This is a genomic window from Hoskinsella mucinilytica (genome assembly GCF_045223415.1).
GTDB classification, from domain to species: domain Bacteria; phylum Bacillota_I; class Bacilli_A; order Erysipelotrichales; family Erysipelotrichaceae; genus Hoskinsella; species Hoskinsella mucinilytica.
In genome coordinates this window covers 31,324-51,620 of sequence record NZ_JBEQZJ010000030.1, presented here as the reverse complement: position 1 = coordinate 51,620, position 20,297 = coordinate 31,324, and the positions used below count along the sequence as shown (strand labels likewise).

The window sequence follows — 20,297 nt, the reverse complement described above, 5'->3', positions numbered from 1 at the left end:
GAACTCCTTTGATGCATGCTGATGATAGACGATACTAAAATAAATTCAAGAAAGTATATAACAAAGATGATGAGAATTGATAGGAACTGAAAAAAGTGGTTGAAAATGCATAAGCTTTTGTTTATAATAATAAGGGTAAATACGATGAAGAGAAGGAGTACATCTGTAAGAGAAATATAGAGAGCACATGATTTGGTGGAACATGGCATGAACTAGATGGAAGGTAGTCTTGGAGTAGATGTTCTGAACTGATAGTAAGAAGATTCGTGTAGCTGCGTTAAAGTGTTTGAGGCATATCCCTGATATGTGAATTAAGGTGGTAACACGTGACAACGTCCTTTACAGGATGTTTTTTTTATGAAGGAGGGGTAAAGTTATATGAAATTAGAAATGCCGGAGATAGAAACGAAACGGTTATTTCTTCGCCCTATAGAAGAAGGAGATGCTTGTGATGTATTTGCATACTATAGTGATCCCAGGGCGATGCAATATTTGACGATTTCTCCTCATCAGACGATAGATCAGACATTAGCTTCCATACGCCAATACTTTCTACCCTATCTTAAACGCTGTGTGCCACAGACATGGGTTATCGTATGGAAAGAGAAAGAGAAGGTAATCGGTAATCTGAATATTCATACGATAGAGGATGATATCGGAGAAATTGGTTATGTATTACATCCCGCATATTGGAACAAGGGTATTATGAAAGAAGCATTGCCTCATTTAATTGATGCTGGCTTTGAACGAATAGGGCTTAGAAGAATAGAAGCATGCTATGAAATCAACAATATCGCAAGTGGTAAGGTATTAAAGACATGTGGCTTTCAAAAAGAAGGCATCATGCGCCAATACGCAAAGCTAAGTGATGGTAGGTATCATGATATGATCCTATGTGCGATATTAAAAGAAGACTGGATGAAAGGAGTCAAGAAAAAATGAAAAAAGAAATGGATACAAAATATGATCATTTGAAGGTAGAACAAGAACATTATAAAACATGGATCGAACAAGGATATTTTACTGCAGGGGATAAAAGCAAGGACCCATACTGTATCGTAATTCCACCACCTAATGTAACAGGAAAGCTTCATTTAGGACATGCATGGGATACAACTCTACAAGATATTGTAGCACGTTATAAACGTATGCAAGGCTATGATATGTTATGGCTTCCTGGCATGGATCATGCTGGTATTGCCACCCAGGCGAAAGTAGATGAGCGCTTAAAAAAAGAAGGTATTTCACGTTATGATATCGGACGTGAGAAATTTTTAGATCGTGCATGGGAATGGAAAGAAGAATATGCTTCTACCATTCGTACACAATGGTCAAAAATGGGACTTTCTTTAGACTATACAAGAGAACGCTTCACCTTAGATGATGGATTAAGTGCTGCTGTTCGAAAGGTATTTGTAGATTTGTACGAGGATGGGTTGATCTATCAGGGAGAACGTATCATCAATTGGGATCCTGAAGCAAAAACTGCGTTATCTAATATAGAAGTTATTCATAAAGAAATCGAAGGAGCCATGTACTACTTTAATTATAAAATTGTAGAAAACGGTGAAAACCTTGTCATTGCGACAACACGTCCAGAAACCATGTTTGCGGATCAGGCTATTTTTGTTCATCCAGATGATGAACGTTATCAGGGAATCGTTGGAATGCATGTCATAAATCCAGCCAATGGAGAAAAGCTTCCAATCATGGCAGATGACTATATTGATATGTCTTTTGGTACTGCTGTTATGAAATGTACCCCTGCACACGATCCAAATGACTTTGCATTGGCGAAAAAATATGGTTTGCCTATGCCAATTTGTATGAACCCTGATGGTACGATGAATGAGATGGCACATCGTTATGCAGGAATGGATCGCTTTGAGTGTCGTAAAGCATTGGTGAAAGATTTTGAACAAGCTGGTGTTGTTGATCATATCGAAACACATATGCATCAAGTTGGTCATTCGGAGCGTACCGGTGTCATTGTAGAGCCATATTTATCTAAACAATGGTTCGTGAAAATGAAACCTCTTGCTGAGGATGTTTTAAAACATCAAGAAATAGAGGAAGAAAAAATTCATTTCTATCCTGCACGTTTTGAAAAAACGTTCCATCAATGGTTGGAAAACATTGAGGATTGGTGTATTTCACGACAATTATGGTGGGGACATCGTATTCCTGCGTGGTATCACAAGGAAACCGGTGAAATCTATGTTGGGATGGAAGATCCAAAGGATATCGAACAGTGGGTACAGGATGAGGATGTCTTAGATACATGGTTCTCTAGTGCATTATGGCCATTTTCAACGCTTGGCTGGCCAAATGAAACCGATGATCTTAACCGTTATTTCCCAAATGATCTATTGGTAACAGGTTATGATATCATCTTCTTCTGGGTAGCACGTATGGCATTCCAAACGAGATATTGTATGAAGAAGCGTCCATTTAAAGATGTTTTGATTCATGGGTTGGTACGTGATTCCCAAGGACGTAAGATGTCAAAGTCTTTAGGTAATGGAATTGATCCAATGGATGTCATCGAGCAATATGGTGTTGATGCTTTACGTTTCTTCTTAACGACAAATTCAACGCCGGGTCAAGATTTGCGTTTTATTGATACAAAAGTAGAAGCAAGTTGGAATTTTATCAATAAGATTTGGAATGCAAGTCGTTTTACTTTGATGCAAATCAAAGATATGAAACTGGAAGAGATTGATTTAAGCAACGTTGGTATTATTGATAAATGGATCCTTACCAGATTCAATGAAGTATTGGAAAATGTTAGCACCAATATGGATAAGTATGAATTTGCATTGGTTGGTAATGAATTATATAGCTTTATCTGGGATGATTTTTGTAGTTGGTATATTGAATTGTCAAAGGCTGGATTACAAAGCGATGATATCAAAGCAGTAACAGCGGCAAAATCTACATTGATTACTGTATTGAGTGGTATCATCCGTATGTTAGAGCCATTTATGCCATTTGTCACAGAAGAAATTTATTTGAGCATGCCACATGCAATGGACAGCATCAATCAAGAAGTTTGGCCAAAAACAGTGGATATCACGATGAATGAAAAGGAAATGGCTTCTGTTCGCCAATTGATTACGATGATTGAAGCAGTTCGTGCAATTAAGGTTGACTATAACTTGAAACCAAGTATGGATATTGATGTTATCATCAAAGATGAAAAAGAAACCTTAGTAGCATCTGATGAAAAGATCAATGCGATCCTTCAGAAGATGTGCCATGCATCTTGGATCAATGAGGAAAGCAAAGAGGAAATGGTCATTCGTCCTATTCTGAATGGTACCTTATCAGTACCGTTGGCAAGTATCATCAATGTTCAAGAAGAAATCGAAAAGTTAAGTAAACAATTAAAACACTTGTCCGGTGAAATCAAGCGTGGTGAAGGTATGTTAAGTAATCCGAACTTCGTCAATAAAGCACCTGAGGCAAAGGTTCATGCAGAGAAGGAAAAGCTAGAAGGCTATCGTTCTCAATATACGATCGTTGAAAAACAACTTGAAGAAATGAAGAAAAAAGCTTAAAGAAAAAAGGAAGATGTTGATCGGATATCTTCCTTTCCTATAGTTTATATGAACTAAATTTTGTATACGTTGCATCAGAGATGAAAGGATCAGGTCAATGGATAAAGATAAGTCAGAATTATACTCTCATATCACTAAGTTGCATACAACACAATTGGGGATTCAACGCATAGAACGCAATTTAAAGCTACAGGAGGATGTGGTAGCATGGTGTCAAAGACAGATCATAGATGAACAAAGTAGCGTATCAAGAAAAGGCAAAAATTGGTATGTTTACACAAAAGATAGTGTTATTACGATCAATGCCCATAGCGATACCATCATCACTGCACATAAAATAAAGAAATAAATGGTACGATCACGCATCCAATCGTACCATTTTTTAATGAACTAATTTACATGTTCATACGCTTTGCATACTGATGTTCTATGCTTGATGAACCACTAAACAAAGGTTGATTGCTTTCGTTTATCTACAAGAAAGTTCCTTTTTTAATATCATCATAATATATGGATCGTTTTCTTCGGATAGGTTTGGTTGAAATGCCATGTAACGACATTTTTGATAATGTTCTTGATCCATATAAAAATCATAACCCATGACACATTTTTGATTACAGGTAGATGGGTCTATCAAACGTTTACAAACTGAGGCTTTTTTGATTTCCTTTTTCATCTTATCTGGTAGATCATCTAGGTAGGCTTCATATTGATGAAGATGTTGTGGATACATACGAAGCTTCATACCAGTTTTACGAAAGATATAGGTCGCAAGTGCTCGATGACAGGTTGGGGTGTAATATGTTAAGGTATAACCACTTTTGGCTAGTTTACATTCGTAAGTACAACCTTGTTTCATTAGCTCTTCATGTAAGGATGTAACAAAAGCTACATCTTTATTTGGTACGGTTTCTAAAAAATCTTCAAATGATAATTGATTCATAATGTTCTCCTTTTATTTGATAATGGGTATCCATATTTGGGAAAGATAGTCTAAGTCATAGGAATTACCATCACTATACCATTCTAATTCAGGATAGGGAGCGTGTTGAAATGGATATTGTAAAAGCCACTCTTCTTGAAGATAGCGCCAACCATGTTGAATGGCGTTAGGCTGTGGTCCATAACAATCAAATATCGCCCAAGTAGAAGCTGGAAGGATGTATTCTTGGAAACCATCAGGGATGTCTTTTGAAGTCGCAACCATGAGCGCATAACTTTGTGTTTGTTCCTCTTGATTAAATTCTTGAAAGATTGCATAGATACCAGCAGGGTTGCCTTTATCTAAAGCGATGAGCTTAGCATAGGAACCATTCTTTTGACATTCATTCCAAAAAGCAGGAATCAAACGTGCTTGTTGGTGATCTTGATAAGAAATTTTTGTTGTTATGCCAACCAATCGAAGTTCAGGCTTTTTTACTAGTTTCCATGCGTAACTTTGGTTTTGGTAAAGTTGCATTTTAGGATAAACCCGAAGCTTGGTATCCTGTTCTCGAGCTTCTTTACAAGTAACACCATGAAATTGTTGAAAGGCCTTTGTAAATGAGGTCGGGGATTCATATCCATATTTATAGCTGATCTCAATCACTTTTAACTGTGTACTTTTTAAATCATATCCTGCGAGTGTCATTTTACGATATCGAATATATTCAGCAAAGGTGATGCCATTCATATAAGAAAATACTTTCAGAAAAAAGGAATAAGAACAACCGGCTATCTTAGTGATTTCTTGTTGATTGATTGACTCTTCTGTACGTTGAAGATGATGCTCTACATAATCGATGATCTTTTGCAGTTTTTCATTCCATTCCATAGGATTCCTCCTTGACCAACTTATTGTAGCATGGGATATGCGGATTTTCCTCTTTTTTTGCGTACGAACTGGATAGGTAAATTTTGTATTCTATGAAAATAAGAGAAAAAAAGACACATACACATGGAAACATGGGCATATGTCCTTAACATGGTTGATTAGGATTGTTTTACCAACCTATCCTGAACTGGTTTTGAGGCTTCCTCCTCATCAAAAAGCTTTTTCCCTGAACAGAAGGTGATCATTAAGCCAAGAGCTACCAAAAGTATCGCAAAGACTAATTGAAGACCATCTATCATCAGTACAAATCCACCTTGAACAAACAGTTTCATACAAATTTGATAAATGGATAATCCAAGAGATGTCATGGTACAGATCAGCATCAATGTCATTGGGATATATAGCATCCATCCTTTACGACCGGTCACTTTTAAGAAAACAGATAAAGAAACTAAGACCATGGCACCTAATAGCTGATTGGCACTACCGAATAATGGCCAAATATTGTTATAACCTCCTAGAGATAATAGATAACCACCTGCTAAAGTGATGAGCGTCGCTACATATTTATTTGTCGCAAATAGGACAAGCTTATTTTGTTTTTCGCCATCTTCTACTTCGAAAAATTCCTGAAAAGACATTCTACCGATACGTGCAACAGCGTCAAGTGAAGTAAGTGCCAATGCGGAAACAAACATCGTCATGATACACATACCGACTTCTTGTGGTAATCCAAAGCGACTTAACAATCCAGTAACGCCAACGGAAAATTTTGTAAATGGTGTGGCGTTATCCGCAAGTGCAATATTGGCAAGTCCTGCATCTAGAGTTCCATTGGAAGCCATAGCAGCAAGCGATCCTACTACGACAATGACCAATACAGCTAACAATGATTCTAATAGCATGGAACCATATCCTACCTGTAGCATATCTTTTTCATTTTCAATCTGCTTAGAGCTGGTCTCACTGGATACCAAAGAGTGAAATCCGGAAACAGCACCACATGCTATGGTAATGAATAGGGTAGGAAACATATAAGATCCATTGGCTGCCACAAATCCTGTAAAGGCAGGTGTACTCACACTAGGATTACTAACCAATACACCAATCACTGCCCCAGCAATCATCGCAATAAATAAAAAGGTAGTCAGATAATCTCTTGGTTGTTTTAATAGCCACATCGGTGTGACACTGGCAAAAAAGATATAAACGAATACCACATAGATCCATACATGTTTACTAAAATATAATGGAAATGCGATTCCACCAGCTAACATGGCGATGATCAATACAATGCCAATCATTGCTTGTTTCCAACCACGGATGTTCGTCTTTCTTAAGAAGATACCAAAAGCAATTGCCACGAAGATATAGAGCATAGAAATCGATGCGGCTGCTGCATTCGGTTGTAGCTTAGCCCCTTCAGCATTGAAACCTTGAAAAGTTCCCGCAACCATATCTGCGAAAGCCGCAATGACCAATAAGGTAAAGAGCCAACAAAATAAGAAGAACAGTTTCTTGCCTGCTTTGCCGATATATTGTTCTATAATACCACCCATGGATTTTCCATGGCTTTTCACCGAAGCGTATAATGCGCCAAAATCTTGTACGGCTCCAAAAAAGATGCCACCTAACAGTACCCATAAAAAAGCAGGTAGCCATCCAAACATCATTGCCATAACGGGTCCGGTGACCGGTCCTGCTCCAGCGATACTTGAAAATTGATGTGCAAATACTTCCCATTTATGACTTGGCACAAAATCTACTCCGTCTTCTTTTTCATAGGCAGGTGTTTTTGCCTTTGGATCAATGCCCCATGTTTTGGCAAGAAAGCGACCATATAATAAATAAGCGCTTGTCAACACCAAGATTGCGATTCCTAAAATCAATAATCCACTCATACAAATTTCCTCTCTTTCCTTACAAGAATAAATAAAAAGGTTTCCTTCCTAGAAACTCTAAGACGAAAACCTTTCGATGTTTACGTGGTACCACTTAGATTGCATATCATGCCCCTTAGCCATATCAAAAAATAATATGCTTTCCTGTAACGTGGAAAGTACGGTATCCCTTACTAATAGTGTTCCACTATGTTCTGTTTACTGCTTACAAGTGAGATGCTTTGGTTTCTTCCTGTTTACTTTCAGCATTGATGTAAACTCTCTGTGAGGAGAATCTCCAAAACAATAGGTCTTGCTCATCGCATTTATCCTTGTTCGCCCATTATCTTACACCTTGTTTTTTATGATGTCAACCAATTATTGAAAAAATATGAAAATAATGTAATTTGTTTCATTTGTAAATAAAACAAGTAAAAATGGATATATTTGGATGAAAACGCTTCATCAAAGACAGTTGAGATAGGGAATGGCTGTGAAAATTTACTGAAAATGAATGAAACTATATTGACTTATAAATCAAATAGGTGTAGTCTTAAAAACACATAGTAAAAAAGGGAGAGTGTAGTTATGGAAATCGAATATGTAAAAGCGAAAACGTTAAAAGAAAAACCAGCCTGGGATCAATCCTTAGGTTTTGGAAAACATTTTACGGATTATATGTTTACCATGGATTGGACAACTGAAAAAGGATGGCACAACGCTAAAATAGAGCCATATGGACCAATCTGCATGGACCCTGCAACGCTTGTGCTACATTATGCACAAGAGACTTTTGAAGGATTGAAGGCTTATAAAACAAAGGACGGTAGAATTTTATTGTTCCGTCCAGAGATGAATGCAAGAAGATTTGCGAACAGCAATCGTCGTTTGTGCATGGAAGTTGTACCAGAAGATATGTTTGTAGAAGCCATTGAAAAATTGGTAGCTTATGAATCAGATTGGATTCCTACCGCAGAAGGGACTTCCTTATATATTCGTCCTTTTATGTTTGCGACAGAAGCAGCTGTAGGGGTACATCCAAGTAGTGCATATAAATTCATGGTTATTTTATCACCGGTTGGTGCGTATTATCCTGAAGGTGTCAATCCTGTAAAAATCTATGTTGAAGATGAATTTGTTCGTGCAACCAAAGGTGGTACAGGGTTTACCAAGTGTGGTGGTAATTATGCCGCAAGCATTGCAGCTCAGGTCAAAGCAGAAAAGCTTGGTTATACACAGGTATTATGGTTAGATGGTGTTGAACGTAAGTATGTGGAAGAAGTTGGTACCATGAATGTTATGTTTAAGATCGATGGTAAGATCATTACCGCACCATGTGATGGTACGGTACTTCCAGGTGTTACTAGAGATTCCATCATCCACTTGTTGAAGGAATGGGGATATGAAGTGGAAGAACGTCATCTTGCAATAGATGAATTAATGCAAGCAGGTAAGGATGGAAGATTAGAGGAAGCATTCGGTACAGGAACTGCCGCAGTTATCTCACCGGTTGGCGAATTAAATTACAAAGGTGATATCGTAACCATCAATGATTTCAAAACAGGAGCATTAACTCAAAAGTTATATGATACTTTGACTGGCATTCAATGGGGTGATTTGGAAGACACCTTCCATTGGACATTAGAAGTTAAAAAATAGAAGAAATAAAAAGAATCTAAAGCAAATGATATTCAATCGCTTTGGATTCTTTTTTTCCATCTATTTAATAAAAGCCTATCTTTTATTTTATGTTGACATGCTCCTTTAATCCATCTGACATTGCAACTTCATAACCTTTTACTTCTATTGTATCACTACCTTTTTCTGCGGGTTGTTTTTCATCATATACCCATATGGCTTCCGCATCAATACCTTCTTTTTCTTTCAATGTTTTCAAAAAGGCATTCCCTTCCTCATAGCTCATAGTAAATAATGTTGTAGACAAAATATCCGCAATGCCACTGTCTTGGCAAATTAAGGTAACACTACGACAATGTCTTGCAGGAAATAATGTATCCGGATCAATGATGTGATGCATGATTTCATCATTGTACATATAATATCGTTGATAATCTCCGCTTGTCACAAAAGAATTGGAATGATCAAACTTCAAAGACAATAAAGAATCGGTTTCCAATTGGTCTAAGTTTGGTATTTGTAATCCAACGCTCCATGTACCATTGTCTGGTTTACTGCCAATGATACGAACATTACCACCGGCATTGATGATAGCACTGTCAAGGCCATCTTTTTCTAGCATTTGGGCAATTTTTTCAACCGCAAAACCTTTCGCAACACCACCGACATCTAAAGATGTATTTGGATCTTTGATATAGACACTGCTTTTTTCTTCATCGATCACTATCTTATCCCAGCCACTGTTTTTTTCTGCTTGATTCAGTTCTTCTTGGCTTGGAATGCTACTAGGCTTATGTTCTTCATTAGCGATGACACCAGCATCTCTAACATCGTGCCAGATTTCCAAGACCTCACCCATGGTCACATCAAATTGATGATTGCTTAATTCGTAATATTTTTTCGAAAGCTGAAGCAACTCTATAATACTTTGATCCACGACCACAGGTTGTTTCCCTGCTTGGTCATTGATCGTTTTGATGTTGTTGATACCTTCATAATCGTTGTATTTATCAAATAGTTTGTTATAAGTTTGGAATTCATCCTTTAATTTGTCTGCATAATTGTTAAAGGAAGCCTCATTCACCGTATAAGCGGTAAAGCTGATAAAGGTATCAAAGCCGACATCGGTAAGCGTTGTCGTATATTTACTTAGTGCCTTTTCTTTACATCCTCCTAAAGTCAATAATAACAGGAGCACACATAATATTTTTTTCATATTTATCACCGTTTTCTATTATAGCCGAGATAGAAGATAGAATACAAGGAAAAGCAATCAAAGGTTACTAATTTTTCCATCTTTTGTGAAAGGAAAAGATTCAAAAGTCACTAGAATCGCCAATCTTTGACAATTATGTGAAATTGTAACAAAAATTCAATATTTTTCTTTTTCTTGCTAGATGATAATGCTATAATAAGAACTGTATGTGGAGATTTTCACTAGCCACATGGTAAAGCAAAAAATCTAGCGAAGAGAAAGGTAAGGTGACTATGATGTCATTGTTTAAAGGTCCAATGCGTCAGCACATACAAGGTTTCAAAGATTTGACGGATCATAACGATATCCTAGAGGTCAAGGCAGGTAAGGAAGTCTATATTCCTTTGGTAGCCGGGGCTGCGACAAATTTTGAAATGTTTGTAAAAGAGGGCGATCAGGTTGCGGTTGGAACCAAGCTAGCTGAGTGTAATGAGCGTAATGTGGTCCCTATTTATTCCAGTGTGAGTGGCACTGTGAAAGGGAAGCAGAAATTGATGCACTCTTCATTAAAACCAGTGGAGCATCTGGTAATTGAAAATGATGGAGAATATCGTGAGGTACCTTCATTTGAACCAATGGATTACAAAACTGCCAGTAAGGATGAATTGGTAACCTTCATGATGAATGCAGGTATCATCGGTTTGGGAGGTGCAGGATTCCCTGCCTATATTAAGTATAAGTTTGCGAAAAATGTAGAGAAGCTGATCATCAATGCAGTAGAATGTGAGCCATACATTACTGCGGATTATAAGATGCTATTTGCCAATAAAGAAGATTTTGTAATCGGTGTAGCAGCTATGAAAAAGATGGCAGATGCACCTGAAGTATGTATTGCGATAAAGAAAACACATCCTGATTTGATTTCCTTTGTACAGGAAGCCGTTCAAGGGATGGATGGTGTTCATGTAACACCCGTACCAGATGTTTACCCAATGGGCTGGGAACGTACATTGGTACGTGAGATCATACATAAAGAATATGATAAGTTGCCTGGTGAGGTTGGGGCAGTTGTCAATAATGCATCAACAGCGATTGCTTTTGGAAAAGCATTGACCAAAGGAAAGGCAATTACAGATAAGGTATTGACGGTATCAGGAAATGCTGTAAAAAATCCTGTAAATGTGCATGTTCCAGTAGGTGTTCCAGCAAGCGAGGTCATCGCTGCATGTGGTGGGTATACTGCAGAAGAAGTGAAGTTAATTGCTGGTGGTCCAATGATGGGAAAAACTATTGTGAACGATAAGTTTGTCATCGATCGTAATATGAATGCATTGACTGTATTGGAAAACAAACCATTCGATTCTGTAGCATGTTTGCGCTGTGGTAAATGTTCTGATCATTGCCCTGCTGGATTACAACCGGTTCGTATTGCACAGGCAGTAAAAACAAAAGATAAGAAAACGATGGAAAATCTATGTGCTTTAGATTGCATCGAATGTGGTCTTTGTACCTATATCTGTCCTTCTCGTTTGGATGTGACGGAAAATGTAAGAAAAGCAAAACGCCAGTTGATGCTGGCTAAGAAGTAAGGAGGGTATTCATGAAATTCATATTTAATGCATCGCCTAACTTACGCCAGAAACAAAGTACGAAACGAATTATGTTAGAGTTGATGCTAGGACTTCTAGTAGTATTTGCGTTCTCATTATTCTATTACAATAGCACTTATGGAATCGACCATGCCTTACAGGCGGTAAAATTGATGGTGGTTTCACTATTAACCGCATTGGTAACAGAAAGTGTATGGGCATATTTCACAAAAAAAGATCAAAAATTTGATTTGAATTATTTGAAACATTATTTATCAGGAAGCTTTGGTTGGATAACCGCAATCATTTTGACTTTGATGTGCAAGATCGATATCACACCATATGCACTTGGTGTATCTACTTTCTTTGCTATCTTCTTTGCGAAGTTGTTGTTCGGAGGTTTTGGTAATAATATCTTCAATCCTGCGGCAGTTGGTAGAGCCATTGTGTTTGCTACTTTTATGGGTGTTGCGACAGATGTTACAACAACAGCAACACCAACAACGATGATTGCTTCTGAGTTTCACTGGCTTGTTGTAAATCCGGAAATGATTTCTGAGATGATGGAAAAGCTAGGTGGATTTGGTACATTATTTACCGGTTGGTATCCAGGCGCAATTGGCGAAACAAGCGCACTTGTGATTCTATTGGTAGGAATTGTGTTAGCGATTCGTAAGGTAATCGATTGGCGTGTACCTAGCATCTATTTGGGAAGCATCTTTGTTTTGACTGCATGTATCGCATTGATGCGTGGTGTTGGATCTTATGAAGGAATTCCAGGCTTTATTTGGTATCCATTGCTTCACGTTTTAACTGGTGGTGTTATCTTTGGCGCTATCTTCATGTTGACCGATCCGGTTACATCACCAACCAGTGCACAAGGGCGTTGTATCTTTGCATTGGGTGCTGCTATCATCACGGTATTGATTCGTATCAAGGCAAACCTTCCAGAAGGATGTCTATACTCTATCTTGATCATGAATATGTTAACACCAATGATTGAAAAAGCATTAGAAGGAAAACAGTTGGCAATACGTAAAAAAGCATCTATCATATTCGGTGTGGTCGCAATCATCGGATTAGGTTCTGTTCTTCTTGCAGGAAATGTGATTGAAGCAAAAGAACCAGATCCTCAGGTATTTGTGACTACCGGTGATGCAGATGTTCAGAAATTTAAAGCAGAAGTTTCACAACAATATGCAAATGATGATGGTTCTACCACTTATCATGTATTAGCACAAGGATATGCTTCTATTTCTGATCCAGAGAAATACAATGAATTTGATATCGTAGTAAAAGAAAATAACATCGTTTCTGTTACTCCAACAAAGATCAATGATACAGAATATGAAGGCGATCGAATCAAGGCAGAAGCATTCTTAAAGCAATTTATAGGAGCTGATCTTACAAAAGATATCACAGTAGAAATTAATGATGCAGTCAGTGGTGCAACTTTCTCAAGTAAATCTGCGGTTCGTGCAGTTGAAGAAGTTCGTAGCGCATTGGGCTATTAGGAGGTAAGAACGACATGAAAAAGATCATTCATTTAACAGTTTTCTTAGCTCTGATTGCTGCACTTGCGGGAGCAGCATTGGGTTTTGCCAATAAAATGACAGCCCCTGTGATTGCTGCTAATGAGTTAGAAGCAGAAAAGAAAACATTAAAAGAGATTTATAATGATGTTGCGGATGACGCATTTAAGGTGGAAGCTGAAAATGTATCTGACACCATTCAAAAAATCTTTAAAGTAGAAGGAAAAGGCTATATTTTCAAGATGCAGACCAAAGGGTATAAGGATGGAACAAGCTTTCTTGTAGCATTGGATGCGGATGGAAAAATCAATGATTATGTAGCTATCTCCAATGGAGATACTTCAGGAATTGGTACGAAAGTTACAGATGCACCATTTCGTGAATCTTTAAAAGGCAAGGATGCGACAAGCGCAGATTTGCTTGATGATACGATCACGGGAGCTACTGTTACAAGTAAACCATTGCTTGAAGGTATTATGGAAGCAGCCAAATATCAGGCTGACAATTTGAAATAGGAGGGATGAAGAATGAATCGTAAAGAAAATTTTACAGCAGGTTTCATCCGTGAAAATCCTGTGTTCTCGTTATATTTAGGATTATGTTCTACTTTGGCAATTACCACCACTTTAAACAATGCAATCGGTATGGGCGTTGCCGTTATTCTGGTCTTGATTATGAGTAATGTGATCATATCATTGATTCGTAATATCACACCATCAGAGATTCGTATCCCTGTATACATCGTTATCATTGCGACCTTGGTGAAAGTGATACAAATGCTCATCAAAGCATATGCATCTAGTTTAGATAGTGCTTTGGGTGTATTTATTCCATTGATCGTAGTAAACTGTATCATTCTAGGACGTGCGGAAGCATTTGCCAGTAAAAATAAACCATTGGATTCAGCGTTAGATGGTTTGGGCATGGGGCTTGGTTACACAGTTAGTATCATTGTGATGTCTGCAATTCGTCAAGTCATTGCTACCGGTATCTTGTCCTTTGATAATCCGTTTGACATCACACAAAATATTTTCTCTATTCGCATCATTCCTGAGGATTTTACAATTTCAATGTTCACACAGCCATTTGGTGCATTCTGTACGTTTGCATTATTGGCTGCCGGGCTAGCAGCCTATAAAAATCATCAGGCTGAAAAAGCAAAAAAACTGGAAAAGGAGGCGAAATAAGGTATGAATATCGACTGGAGTAATTTGTTTGTTATGTTGATTACATTTGTATTCATCAATAACGTTGTCCTTAATCAGTTCCTTGGTATGTGTCCATTCATGGGTGTGTCCAAAAAGAGTAGTAGTGCCATTGGAATGGGTGCTGCCGTTACCTTTGTTATCGTTGTCGCAAGTATCGTAACCTATGGGTTATATTATCTAGTATTAGATAAACTCGGATTACAGTTTATGGATCTGATTACCTTTATCTTGGTAATTGCTGCTTTGGTACAGCTTGTAGAAATGATCATCAAGAAAACAAGCCCTACCTTATATAAGGCTTTGGGTGTATACCTTCCATTGATTACTACAAACTGTGTTGTATTAAATGTTACCTTGAACAATATCACAAATGGATATAACTTTGTGGAAATGTTAACTTATTCTATTGCTATCCCAATTGGCTTTACAATGGTATTGTATATCTTCGCTACCATTCGTGAACGTTTGGATGCATGTGATACACCAGTAGCATTTAAAGGAAATCCAATTGCCTTGATCGTTGCAGGAATCATGGCTCTTGCTTTTTCCGGATTGATGGGATTGGTTTAAGATGGATACCATTTTAATGTCGTTTCTGTATTTAGGCATTCTTGGAGGTATTTATGCTTTGGTGTATCATTTGAACCACAAGACACCACTTCCAAAAGGATGCGAAAATTTGAAAGCAGAGTGCAAAGGCTGTCATGATACATCCTGCAGTAACAACCCTGCACACGATGAATAAGAAAGGGGTATGGAATCATGGAAACAGTAATAATTGCGATTTTAATGATGTTGGTTTTAGGAGCAATCTTAGGATTGGGTCTAGGTGTCGCAGATAAATTTTTAAGTGTTGAAGTTGATGAACGAATTGAAAAAGTATCTGGGATGCTTCCTAATTATAACTGTGGTAGTTGTGGATATGCTGGATGCAGTGGACTTGCTGAGGCTCTGGTCAATGGAGAAGTTGACGTTGTAGGAACTTGTAAGCCATGTAAACCAGATCAGAAAGCAGCCATCGCTGATTACTTAAATACAACGCCTGGTCCTGATGGAGTATGCGTAAAAGTAAAACCTTAATATAAGATAGAAAGTGGTACTGAGGATGAGTATCACTTTTTCTGTTTTATGAATTATCATCTTTGTATAACCATTTTTTTCTTTGTGCATACTATAGGCAAAAGGGTGGTGTCTATATGCAAATATCTATTCGTGCTTGGGAAGAGGAAGATGCGCTAGTATTACATTCTTTATCCATGCATCCTTCAATTTCGGGAAAAAGAATTATGAAATATTTTTATCCAGATACATTTTTAAGCGCAATGAGTATGATCTATTTTTATCAAAATGCTGATCCAAAACGTTTTTTGTATCGAGCAATATTAAAAGATCAACAAGTAGTGGGATTTATCAGTGCACAAGTTAAGAATGAATCTTCCTGTGAACTTTCCTATTGGGTAGGAGCATCTTATTGGAATCAAGGAATCATGAGCGAAGCAGTTGCATTGATGTGTCAGGAAGTTTTTTCTAAACTGCCGATTCTTTGTATTTATGCTTTGGTTGATCAGAAAAATGTACGTAGCCAACGAGTCCTTGAGAAAAATTCCTTTCAAAAAGAGATCATTGAACATTTATATGTTTATCGTTTGTATAAATAAACTTTGCTCTTGATCATATTAATATTTTGAAATAAAATCATTCTAATGATAATAAATGAAAACTTATACGAAAATATTTTCAAAAAAGGATATATTTTAGAAATAAAATACGGTATAATAGATGCTGTACAGTGAGGAGAGATTCTATGGCAGCAAAAGATTTGTTATTACCAAAAAATTATGAAAATAAGCTAGATATCATTTCTACGGAAATCGCTATTAAATATGTAAAAGATTTATTTGAAAGAAGATTGGCACATCATTTGAACCTTATGAGGATCAGTGCTCCATTATATGTTCGAAAAAGCAGTGGACTTAACGATGATTTAAATGGGGTAGAGCGTCCTGTAAGCTTTGATGTAAAGGAAATTGAAAATGAAGATATTGAAATTGTTCATTCTCTTGCCAAATGGAAACGTATGGCTTTGAAACGTTATCATATGAATATCGGTAAAGGAATATATACAGATATGAATGCTATTCGTCGTGATGAAGTCTTAGATAATCTTCATTCATCTTATGTTGATCAATGGGACTGGGAAAAAATCATCGATGATAAAAACAGAACACTTGAATTTTTGAAATTAACCGTTAGAAATATTATGAAAGCATTAAAGGAAACGGAAAAGGAATTGGATATCGTATTTGAGAACCTAGAGCCTTTTATTCAAGAAGATGTTTATTTCATTACCACTCAGGAACTAGAAGATCGTTATCCTGAACTAACACCGAAACAAAGAGAATATGAAATCACAAAACAATATAAGACCGTATTTATCATGCAGATCGGGGATGTCTTAAAGAGTGGAGAGCGTCATGATGGTCGTGCACCGGATTATGATGATTGGAGTTTAAATGGTGATATTCTATTGTATTATCCAATATTAGATTGTCCGATTGAAATCAGTAGTATGGGCATACGAGTCAATAAAGAATCTTTACAAAGTCAGTTAAAAAAAGCAGGCTGTGAAGAACGACTACAATTACCGTTTCATCAGATGCTGATGAAAGATGAGTTACCATTAACCATTGGCGGAGGGATCGGTCAAAGTCGTATTTGTTTGATTTTACTTAATAAAGCTCATATCGGAGAAGTACAGGTAAGTCAATGGGATGATGAGATGATCAAGGTATGTCAGGAACATCATATTACATTATTATAAAGGAAAAAGCGATGAGGTGTCATCGCTTTTCTTTTATCATATGTGCTTAACCAATCTCATTTCAAGCATTGTAACCTTTTTCCTTTATTTAGTAGGAATTTGATGTTCATCAATGAGTTGTTGTATAAATGCTGCATCAGGATCGATATAGATTGTTTTATAGGTACTTAGCGAAACAAAGCTTCCTTTATTTCCAGGTATTTTTTTCAATTGTTTGACTAAACAATAATTGATAGGTACACTAGAAGAAAAACGTCCATTGCTATACCATGCCGCTAACATGGCAGCATTTCGTATCAATTCTTCATTAGGTGTATCTGTAGTTAGGACAACATGAGCACCATGTAAATCTTTTGCATGAAACCACATATCATTTTTTCGACCTAGTTTCCAAGTAACATATTCATTTTGTAAATTGTTTTTTCCTAAATATAATGTGACATCACCAAATTGAAAGGTATCATAATGAGGAAGTTCTTGTTTTTTCTTTTTGCGAATCTTACTTTTATAAGCCTTGATATACCCTTGTCGAGCAAGTTCCTCTCTTATTTCCATTGCATCCTGAATACCGGCTTGTTCTAACTGTACTTGCATAGCTTCAAAATAACGAATCTCTTTTTCACATAACTCTATTTGCTCTTGTAGTATGCTTTGAGCACGTTTACACTTATGATATTTCTGATAATATTTATTTGCGTTTGTTTTTAAATCAAATCGCATATCAATTGGAATGCTTACATCTTCTCCTGTTTCAAAAGAGGGAAGGGTGATCATCTTTTCTTTTTGTATCGTATTCATATACGCAAATAATAAATCACCATATTCTCGATATTGCTCGCAATCCATTGCTTCCTTTAAGCTTTGCCTTAATTTTGGTAACTTTGCTTCATTCTTGCGAAGCTCTTTTTTACATGCTTTAAAAAGATCACCACTTTGCTGTTTGATGCGAACTTTTTCTTCTTTATGATAAAAAAGCACATCCATCCCTTTCATTAAAGGGTATTCACGATAATGCTTACTTAAATGAGTTAAAGGGATACAATGAAAAAACATTGTATCATCAATATCATGGATAAACAAAGACGTAGAATCTTTGATTTGTTTCATGATATCGTCAAAACATTCTCCATGATGGATGCGAAATTGAACTTCTTTGCTTAATAATGGCGAAAACCCATGGAATTGTTTGGTAAAGGATTCCTCAAGATCAATTTGGTCATAATGATAAGGATCCTGTTTTCCGGTATGTGGAGCCGGTAAGGTATACATTGCTCCGGGATGTATGGTTCTGGAATTGTTTTCAAAAGGAGGAATGCGTTTTAATGCATCAATGATCCTCATCTCTTCATCTACCAATATCACATTCGCATATTTACCCATCAATTCGATATAGAAATGCTTGGTATGAATATCACCCATTTCATTTCTTGCTTCAATTTCCATATGTAAAATACGATCTAATCCGATCTGTATCATGGAACGTATGATACCACCATCTATTTGTTTTCTAAGTAACATAACAAAATTACCCGGGGTCTCTAACGTCGTATAAGATTCTTTTGTAATATTGATTCGATTATAAACACTATGTAAAGAAATCATTAATTTTTGATTGCCCTGTTGCGTACGTAATGTAAATAAAAGCTCTGTATCACTGACTGCCTGAATTTTTAATATTTTGGCAGGTAAATAGGTATGTATTTCGTTATTTAATTGTCGTAGTAATAAACCATCTAATGCCATTTTCTCACCTCAATGCTCCTATTATACCATAAAATCAAATTTTCTTAGAAACTTGTTTGACATTGGTGGGTTCAACTAGTAAAATGTTAATAAAGATGTTGAGAGGTGAGCGCATGAAAAAAGGGTTATTGATTATCATCAGTGGACCTAGTGGAGTCGGAAAAGGTACCATTCGCAGTTATTTTATGGATGATGAATCATTGAAATTGGCTTATTCCATTTCGATGACGACAAGAAGTCCAAGAGCTGGGGAACAAGATGGTGTAGATTACATATTTACAACAAAGGAATCGTTTGAAAATGCCATCAAAAACGGAGAGTTACTAGAATGGGCAGAATTTGTAGGAAATTACTATGGAACTCCGATGGAAGAAGTTGAGAAATTGCGCAATGAGGGAAAAAATGTCTTACTGGAAATCGAAGTACAGGGAGCTACTCAGGTGCGTGAGAAATGTCCTGATGCATTGTCTATCTTTATCATTCCACCAAGTATGGAGGAATTGGAAAAGAGAATTCGTGGTAGAAGAAGTGAGCCGGAAGAAATCGTTCAGCAAAGATTAGCAAAAGCTGATAAGGAAATGAAAATGATGAACAATTATAAATATATTGTTTGTAATGATGATCCTAAGCTAGCTGCAGATTTGATATCTTCTATTATTAAGCGACATATGGAAATAGAGTCATGAGCATCTAATTGAGATGCTTTTTTTGTAATTACTGATTCAAAATGATATAATAAGAATAAACGGAGGGAACGTAAATGAAAAAAGTGATTTATAGTTTTTTAATGCTATGTTTATGTTTGGGAATAACAGCCTGTAAAGGATCCACGGATGATGAAACAATTGCAAAAGAAACACAGGAGAAAATAGAAAAAGCAGGTTGGAACATTGATTTAAAAAGGGATGTCGGGACAGAAATTGATGAACTTGATATTGTAATTTCAAAGGATGATACGATAAGGTTTTCAAGAAATAAAAAAACGGATAATATCGATAGCTTGGATTTCATAAAAGAAACAGAAGAAGATAGTTACGCACTTGCTTATATCTTTAAGGAAAAAGCAAATTATGTAACTTCCCACATTGTGAAAAAAGTGGAAATGTTAAGTTGTATACGTTATCCATTGGACGATGAAGATAAAGAAAAAGATACTTCGGCAGGGGCTCAATCGTGTAGTACTTCGGAAGTAGAAGAGGCTAAAGCAATCTTAAGTCAACGTGATGATTTGCTCTCAAAAGCAGATATTGAAATCAATGAGTTTCACACATGGGCAATTTGGTATTATGCCAATCATTAGGATACCTTCGGGTATCTT

General features: G+C 36.7%; 20 protein-coding genes and 1 other annotated feature. Of the genes, 15 read left to right on the top strand and 5 right to left on the bottom strand.

What is annotated here, in order from left to right; translation table 11 throughout:
• Window positions 1-135: 135 nt before the first annotated feature.
• Window positions 136-343, top strand: a binding site (T-box leader).
• Window positions 344-378: 35 nt separating this feature from the next.
• The 3 genes from UGRO018_RS11930 (at window position 379) to UGRO018_RS11920 (ending at window position 3,909) form a co-directional block, all read left to right on the top strand.
• A complete protein-coding gene (locus tag UGRO018_RS11930) occupies window positions 379-942 on the top strand; it encodes a GNAT family N-acetyltransferase (protein WP_416326714.1) in 564 nt (187 codons plus the stop codon).
• Complete coding sequence (locus UGRO018_RS11925; RefSeq protein WP_416326713.1) at window positions 939-3,560, top strand: valine--tRNA ligase; 2,622 nt, start codon at window positions 939-941, stop codon at window positions 3,558-3,560. Before UGRO018_RS11930 ends, UGRO018_RS11925 begins: the two co-directional genes overlap by 4 nt.
• 97 nt (window positions 3,561-3,657) lie before the next feature.
• Window positions 3,658-3,909: a DUF3781 domain-containing protein gene (locus UGRO018_RS11920; RefSeq protein ID WP_416326712.1), complete on the top strand. Its 252-nt coding sequence runs from the start codon at window positions 3,658-3,660 to the stop codon at window positions 3,907-3,909.
• 120 nt (window positions 3,910-4,029) lie between these two features.
• Here the strand turns inward: UGRO018_RS11920 and UGRO018_RS11915 are convergent, their stop codons facing one another.
• From UGRO018_RS11915 to UGRO018_RS11905, 3 genes are all read right to left on the bottom strand, one after another.
• The gene (locus UGRO018_RS11915) at window positions 4,030-4,503 is read right to left on the bottom strand and encodes a hypothetical protein (protein WP_416326711.1); all 474 of its coding nucleotides are present in this window, start codon (window positions 4,501-4,503) and stop codon (window positions 4,030-4,032) included.
• A gap of 12 nt (window positions 4,504-4,515) precedes the next feature.
• Entirely contained in the window at window positions 4,516-5,373 is an 858-nt protein-coding gene (locus UGRO018_RS11910) for an AraC family transcriptional regulator (protein ID WP_416326710.1), read from the bottom strand.
• A gap of 158 nt (window positions 5,374-5,531) precedes the next feature.
• Window positions 5,532-7,274 (bottom strand): carbon starvation CstA family protein, encoded by a 1,743-nt coding sequence (locus UGRO018_RS11905; RefSeq protein ID WP_416326709.1) that lies wholly within the window; start codon window positions 7,272-7,274, stop codon window positions 5,532-5,534.
• A gap of 567 nt (window positions 7,275-7,841) precedes the next feature.
• On the opposite strand from UGRO018_RS11905, the gene UGRO018_RS11900 reads away from it, so the two are divergent.
• Window positions 7,842-8,912: a branched-chain amino acid aminotransferase gene (locus tag UGRO018_RS11900; RefSeq protein WP_416326708.1), complete on the top strand. Its 1,071-nt coding sequence runs from the start codon at window positions 7,842-7,844 to the stop codon at window positions 8,910-8,912.
• An 82-nt stretch (window positions 8,913-8,994) separates the two neighbouring features.
• On the opposite strand, the gene UGRO018_RS11895 is transcribed toward UGRO018_RS11900, so the two are convergent.
• On the bottom strand, window positions 8,995-10,107 hold the full coding sequence (locus UGRO018_RS11895; RefSeq protein ID WP_416326707.1) for an FAD:protein FMN transferase: 1,113 nt from the start codon (window positions 10,105-10,107) through the stop codon (window positions 8,995-8,997).
• A gap of 275 nt (window positions 10,108-10,382) precedes the next feature.
• Between UGRO018_RS11895 and UGRO018_RS11890 the strand changes: the two genes are divergently transcribed.
• The 9 genes from UGRO018_RS11890 to asnA all read left to right on the top strand — a co-directional run bounded on the left by UGRO018_RS11890 (window position 10,383) and on the right by asnA (window position 17,236).
• Window positions 10,383-11,675 carry an RnfABCDGE type electron transport complex subunit C gene (locus tag UGRO018_RS11890; protein ID WP_416326706.1) on the top strand — a complete coding sequence of 431 codons (1,293 nt, stop codon included), beginning with the start codon at window positions 10,383-10,385 and terminating at the stop codon, window positions 11,673-11,675.
• Between the two features lie 11 nt (window positions 11,676-11,686).
• On the top strand, window positions 11,687-13,189 hold the full coding sequence (locus UGRO018_RS11885; RefSeq protein WP_416326705.1) for an RnfABCDGE type electron transport complex subunit D: 1,503 nt from the start codon (window positions 11,687-11,689) through the stop codon (window positions 13,187-13,189).
• 14 nt (window positions 13,190-13,203) lie between these two features.
• A complete protein-coding gene (locus tag UGRO018_RS11880; protein WP_416326704.1) occupies window positions 13,204-13,722 on the top strand; it encodes an FMN-binding protein in 519 nt (172 codons plus the stop codon).
• 12 nt (window positions 13,723-13,734) lie between these two features.
• Complete coding sequence (rsxE, locus tag UGRO018_RS11875; RefSeq protein WP_416326703.1) at window positions 13,735-14,394, top strand: electron transport complex subunit RsxE; 660 nt, start codon at window positions 13,735-13,737, stop codon at window positions 14,392-14,394.
• Between the two features lie 9 nt (window positions 14,395-14,403).
• Window positions 14,404-14,985 carry an electron transport complex protein RnfA gene (locus UGRO018_RS11870; RefSeq protein WP_416326715.1) on the top strand — a complete coding sequence of 194 codons (582 nt, stop codon included), beginning with the start codon at window positions 14,404-14,406 and terminating at the stop codon, window positions 14,983-14,985.
• Between the two features lies 1 nt (window position 14,986).
• Window positions 14,987-15,160 (top strand): hypothetical protein, encoded by a 174-nt coding sequence (locus UGRO018_RS11865; RefSeq protein WP_416326702.1) that lies wholly within the window; start codon window positions 14,987-14,989, stop codon window positions 15,158-15,160.
• A gap of 17 nt (window positions 15,161-15,177) precedes the next feature.
• Window positions 15,178-15,495: a (Fe-S)-binding protein gene (locus UGRO018_RS11860; protein WP_416326701.1), complete on the top strand. Its 318-nt coding sequence runs from the start codon at window positions 15,178-15,180 to the stop codon at window positions 15,493-15,495.
• A gap of 116 nt (window positions 15,496-15,611) precedes the next feature.
• Complete coding sequence (locus tag UGRO018_RS11855) at window positions 15,612-16,073, top strand: GNAT family N-acetyltransferase (RefSeq protein WP_416326700.1); 462 nt, start codon at window positions 15,612-15,614, stop codon at window positions 16,071-16,073.
• Window positions 16,074-16,219: 146 nt separating this feature from the next.
• The gene (gene asnA / locus UGRO018_RS11850; RefSeq protein ID WP_416326699.1) at window positions 16,220-17,236 is read left to right on the top strand and encodes an aspartate--ammonia ligase; all 1,017 of its coding nucleotides are present in this window, start codon (window positions 16,220-16,222) and stop codon (window positions 17,234-17,236) included.
• Window positions 17,237-17,320: 84 nt separating this feature from the next.
• On the opposite strand, the gene UGRO018_RS11845 is transcribed toward asnA, so the two are convergent.
• Window positions 17,321-18,979, bottom strand: coding sequence for an Rqc2 family fibronectin-binding protein (locus UGRO018_RS11845; RefSeq protein ID WP_416326698.1), 1,659 nt, complete (start codon window positions 18,977-18,979; stop codon window positions 17,321-17,323).
• A gap of 113 nt (window positions 18,980-19,092) precedes the next feature.
• Between UGRO018_RS11845 and gmk the strand changes: the two genes are divergently transcribed.
• Window positions 19,093-19,665 (top strand): guanylate kinase, encoded by a 573-nt coding sequence (gene gmk, locus UGRO018_RS11840; protein ID WP_416326697.1) that lies wholly within the window; start codon window positions 19,093-19,095, stop codon window positions 19,663-19,665.
• Window positions 19,666-19,739: 74 nt separating this feature from the next.
• A complete protein-coding gene (locus UGRO018_RS11835; RefSeq protein ID WP_416326696.1) occupies window positions 19,740-20,279 on the top strand; it encodes a hypothetical protein in 540 nt (179 codons plus the stop codon).
• Window positions 20,280-20,297 lie beyond the last annotated feature (18 nt).